The organism is Streptomyces sp. WAC06614 (assembly GCF_003949795.1).
In the GTDB taxonomy this organism is placed as follows: Bacteria; Actinomycetota; Actinomycetes; order Streptomycetales; family Streptomycetaceae; genus Streptomyces.
The window spans coordinates 1-4,843 of record NZ_RPRY01000437.1; the positions used below are offsets into that span (position 1 = coordinate 1).

The 4,843-nt window shown below is 73.9% G+C and carries 4 protein-coding genes and 1 other RNA gene; 3 read left to right on the top strand and 2 right to left on the bottom strand.

What is annotated here, in order from left to right:
- The 3 genes from EF918_RS32605 to ssrA form a co-directional block, all read left to right on the top strand.
- The coding region (locus EF918_RS32605) for a S41 family peptidase (protein WP_125652518.1) at window positions 1-1,053 on the top strand (1,053 nt) is incomplete at its 5' end.
- Window positions 1,054-1,071: 18 nt separating this feature from the next.
- Window positions 1,072-1,551: an SsrA-binding protein SmpB gene (gene smpB / locus EF918_RS32610; RefSeq protein ID WP_125652519.1), complete on the top strand. Its 480-nt coding sequence runs from the start codon at window positions 1,072-1,074 to the stop codon at window positions 1,549-1,551.
- A gap of 89 nt (window positions 1,552-1,640) precedes the next feature.
- Window positions 1,641-2,033: a transfer-messenger RNA gene (gene ssrA, locus EF918_RS32615) on the top strand.
- A gap of 122 nt (window positions 2,034-2,155) precedes the next feature.
- Here ssrA and EF918_RS32620 read toward each other — a convergent pair.
- Together EF918_RS32620 and EF918_RS32625 are read right to left on the bottom strand one after the other, a co-directional pair.
- A complete protein-coding gene (locus tag EF918_RS32620) occupies window positions 2,156-3,553 on the bottom strand; it encodes an SH3 domain-containing protein (RefSeq protein WP_185922028.1) in 1,398 nt (465 codons plus the stop codon).
- A gap of 98 nt (window positions 3,554-3,651) precedes the next feature.
- A partial coding sequence (locus tag EF918_RS32625) for an MFS transporter (protein ID WP_260610883.1) occupies window positions 3,652-4,843 on the bottom strand: 1,192 nt, incomplete at its 5' end.

The following is a 4,843-nucleotide window of genomic DNA, read 5'->3' on the forward strand; positions in this document are numbered from 1 at the left end:
CTCCCGGTCGGCGGTGCCGGCCGGGGCCCCGCCCCCTCCTCCGCGCCCCCGGCCGGCACCGCCGACCGGGAGGCCGTGGCCCGGGCCGCCGCCCAGGCCGCGGCCGAGGGCAAGTCCGGCAAGAAGGCCGCCCAGGAGGTGGTCAGCCGCAGCGGGGACCGCTGGGGCGTGGTCTACGACCGCGGCGAGTTCCAGGCCTTCGAGGAGGACCTCGACGGCCGCTGGACCGGCGTCGGACTGTGGCTGCGCGGCGGCCGTGACGGCCGGGTCGAGATCGACCGGGTCCAGCCCGACGGGCCCGCCGACCGCGCCGGGATCGCCCCCGGCGACCGGCTGCTGACCCTGGACGGCCGCGATGTGACGGGCCTGGCCCCCTCCGACGTCGTCGCCCTGCTGCGCGGTGGGGCCGGCACCCCGGTCGTGCTGCGGCTCGCCCGGGGCGAGGAGGTCCGTACGGCCGCCCTGCGGCGCGAGCAGCTGCACACCGAGCCCGTCACCGTACGGCGGCTGCCCGGCGGGATCACCCTGATCAAGGTCGCCTCCTTCACCCGCGGCTCCGGCGAGCAGGTCCGCCGGGCCGTGCGCGGCGCCCCGCCCGGCTCCGGGGTCGTCCTGGACCTGCGCGGCAACCCCGGCGGGCTGGTCGCCGAGGCCGTCACCGCCGCCTCCGCCTTCCTCGACGGCGGCCTGGTCGCCACGTACGACGTCCGCGGCACCGAGCGCGCCCTGTACGCCGAGCCCGGCGGGGACACCGGACGGCCGCTGGTGGCCCTGGTGGACGGCGGCACCATGAGCGCGGCCGAGCTGGTCACCGGCGCCCTGAAGGACCGCGGCCGGGCCGTCACCGTCGGCAGCCGCACCTTCGGCAAGGGCGCGGTGCAGATGCCGACCCAGCTGCCCGACGGCTCGGTGGCCGAGCTGACCGTGGGGACGTACCGCACCCCGGCGGGGCTGCGCGTCGACGGCAGCGGCATCGTCCCCGACCTCGCGGCGGGCGACCGCGCCGAGGAGCGGGCCCGTGCGGTATTGGGTGGCCTCGGGGTGGGTCCGTAGTGCGAAAATGACCGCACTATGGCTAAGGAAAAAGGGCGCAAGCTGATCGCCCAGAACAAGAAGGCGCGGCACGACTACCACATCCTCGACACCTACGAGTGCGGCCTCGTGCTCATGGGCACCGAGGTGAAGTCCCTGCGCCAGGGCCGGGCCTCGCTGGTGGACGGCTTCGTGCAGCTCGACGGGCACGAGGCCTGGCTGCACAACGTGCACGTCCCCGAGTACAGCCAGGGCACCTGGACCAACCACAGCGCCCGGCGCAAGCGGAAGCTGCTGCTGCACCGGGAGGAGATCGACAAGCTGGAGTCGAAGTCCCAGGAGACGGGTCACACGATCGTGCCCCTCTCGCTGTACTTCAAGGACGGCCGGGCCAAGGTCGAGATCGCGCTGGCGAAGGGCAAGAAGGAGTACGACAAGCGCCAGACGCTGCGCGAGAAGCAGGACCGCCGCGAGGCGGACCGCGCCATGTCGGCCGTGCGCAGGCGTCAGCGGGGTTAATTCCTGTAGCTTCCGACGTGCGTGGTCGCGTACCATGGCGTCAGCGCCGCTCCCTGGTGAGGTGCGGATGCTGCTTGTTAATTCAACATGGGGATGATCGGTTTCGACAGCGGATGTCGAGGCAGGGGAAGCGAGCCGAGGAAGCGGCAATGATCTCGTTAACCCTATGTCGCAAAAAATAATCGCCAACACCAAGAGCGATAACTCCCGCTTCGCCCTCGCTGCCTAATCTCAGCGAAACAAACGAAGCCTCTGTGAGGAGCGTCAGCCCGGGAGCGATCCCGACCCGGATCCTGGCGTCATCTAGGGATCTCAACCTCTAGCCCCGGTCACGGGGGTCGGAGGGAAACCAAACAGTGACTGGGCCCGTCGGAGACTTGTCCGCGTGATCTCCGGGGCCGAGAAAATCGCAGCGGACTGCGCTCGGAGAAGCCCTCTCTCTGCACCGTTGGACGCGGGTTCGATTCCCGCCATCTCCACTCATCCCATGTGGGCGAAGGCCCCGCAGCCGGAACGCTGCGGGGCCTTTGTCATGCCGTGTGCCGTGTGCCGTGTGCCGTGTGCCGTGTGGCGTAGGCCGTGTGCGGCGTCCCGTGGCCGTGGGCTAGAGGGTGGTGCAGTACGGGACCTTGTTGAGGTTCTGTGCGTAGCGGGCGGCGATCCAGCCGCGGCCGTCGGCGAGCTTGTACCAGACCGCGTTGCCGGAGACGGCCTGGCCGTTCACCTTGCACTGGACGTCGACCACCGCGTCGGCGGTGAGCTTGCCGGTCCGGGCGTAGCCGGTGCCGGGGCCCGAGCGGATGCCGATGCCGGTGGCGGGGGCCAGGATGCGGGCCTGGGCGTACTTGTGGTCACCCTTGCCACTGCCGTTGCCGTGGCTGCTGTGGTCGCCCTTGCCGCCCTTGCCGCCGTGATCGCCCTTGCCGCCGTGGTGGCCGCTGCCCGGCTTGCCGGTGTCGCCCTTCGGGCCTCGGGGGCCCTGGGGGCCCTGCGGTCCTTGGGGGCCCTGGGGGCCCTTGGGCCCCTGGGGTCCGGCGGGGCCCTGGTGGCCCTTGGGGCCGTGCTCGCCCTTCGAGCCCTTCGAGCCCTTCGAGCCCTTCGGCCCCTGCGGTCCGGCCGGGCCCTGGTGGCCCTTGGGGCCATGCTCGCCCTTGGGTCCCTTCGGGCCCTGCGGTCCCTTGGGGCCCTTGGGGCCCTGCGGTCCGGCCGGGCCCTGGTGGCCCTTCGGGCCGGCCTCGCCCTTCGGGCCCTTGGGGCCCTGGTGGCCCTTCGGGCCCCGGGGGCCGGCTTCGCCCTGCGGGCCCTGGGGGCCGGCGGGGCCGCGGAGGCCCTGGGGGCCCTGGACGCCGGTCTCGCCGCGTTCGCCGCGGTCACCCTTCTCGCCCTGGTCGCCCTTCTCGCCCTTGGGGCCGGGACGGCCCTGGAGGCCGGGCAGGCCGTGGTGGCCCGGCAGGCCGGGCTTGCCGTCCTCGCCGTGGTCACCCTTGTCGCCCTTCGGGCCCTGCGCGCCGCGCGGGCCGGTCACCGGGGTGGCGACCGCGAACAGGGTCGGGTCGTCGGCGCCGGTCTCCCACTCGCCGCCGTCGAGGGTGGTGCCCTCGGGCGCGTTCGCGTCGACCCGCAGGGTCACACCGAGCCGGGTCCGGGTGTGGGCGGGGAAGACGAAGCCGGCCCGGGTGCCGGCGTTGCACGTCAGCCGGCGCGCATCCGCCGAGCGGGTGCAGGAGACGGCCGCGCGCTGGTCCCCCCAGTAGAAGCGGGGCTCGGGAAACGTGGTCCGCTCCGGCGCGGTGATCCGGAACGTGGAACTGACGGCCGGCTCGGCGCCGTTCACGGCCGTGATGACGACGCGGCCGGTCTTACCGGCCGCGATCGACGGCACGTACGGCTGGGAGAAGCGGATGTCGGTCGAGTCGGCGAGTGCCGGTACGGACGGCACCAGGAGGGTCGCGGTGACGGCCGCGACGACCAGGGCCGCACGCGTGCAGCGGGAAGCAGACAAGGAGGTCCTCCGCGAAGGGAAGTGCGCAGAAGTGCGCCTGAGGCCCCACCAGTTAAAGCTGATCATGGGCCTTGGTGGTGGGCACCTCGCGGGGACGGTCACTCGGTTGCCGGGTTCCCGCCGACGGCCCGGCCCAGCCGGCGCGCCCGTACGAGGGCCAGTACGGCGGCCAGCGCCGGGACGGCGTAGGCCGGTACCGGTCCGAACCGGTCCGTGAGCGCCCCGGCCGCCGCCGAGCCGGCCGCGACACCGGTGAGGATCGCGGTCACGGCGAGGGTCATGCCCTCGTTGAGCCGGCCCTCCGGGGTGAGGCGGTGGACCAGCGACATCGCGGTGACCATCGTCGGGGCGGTGGCCATCCCGGCGAGCAGCAGGGCGAGGGCCAGCAGCCCCACCCGGCCGGTGGCGGCCGCGGCCCAGGGCAGGGCCATCAGGACGGCCATGGCGGCCGCACAGGCGGGCAGGGAGCGGGGGCGGCCGGTGCCGTGGACGAGGCCGGCCGCGCAGGAGCCGAGTGCCTGGAGCGCGAGGACCGGGCCGGCGGTGGCGCCCAGGCCGTGCGCGTCGAGGTAGGCGATCGAGGCAACCTCCAGGGCGCCGAACAACGTTCCTAGGGTGAGGAAGAACAGGAGCAGGGGGCGGATGCCCGGGGAGCGGAGCGGGGAGGGCTGACGGATGGGTGCGTGGGTGAGCGGCGGTTCGGTCGAGCGCTGCGAGACGAAGAGCAGCATGCCGGTGAGGAGCAGGGCGGCGGCGGTGAGGGTGCCGGCCTCGGGGGCGACGGAGGCGCACAGGGCGGCGGCCACGACGGGGCCGAGCATGAAGCAGGCCTCGTCCGCGGCCTGTTCGAAGGCCATGGCGGTGTGGTGGTCGGCGGGCCGGCCGCGCAGGAGATGGGTCCAGCGGGCGCGGGACATCCCGCCGATGTTGGGGGTGGTGGCGGTGGCGGCGTAGGAGGCGAAGAGGGTCCAGGCGGGGGCCTCGGTGTGGACGGCCAGGACCAGGCACAGGGAGCCGAGCACGGCCAGGGCGGTGGCCGGCAGAGCGACCTTGGCCTGACCGTGGCGGTCGACGAGCCGGGCCGTCCAGGGCCCGACCACGGCGGTGGCGGCCAGGCCGGTGGCGGTGACGGCGCCCGCGAGGGCGTAGGAGCCGCGCTGGCCGGCGATCATCATGATCGCGCTCACACTGAACATGCCCATCGGGAGGCGGGCGATCAGGTTGCCCGCGGTGAAGCCCCGGGTGCCGGGCAGGGTGAACAGCCGCCGGTAGGGGCCGGGGGGCCGGGGC

Excerpts from the sequence above, each read along its gene's own strand:
- smpB (WP_125652519.1), top strand. The coding sequence starts at position 1,072 with ATGGCTAAGGAAAAAGGGCGCAAGCTGATCGCCCAGAACAAGAAGGCG.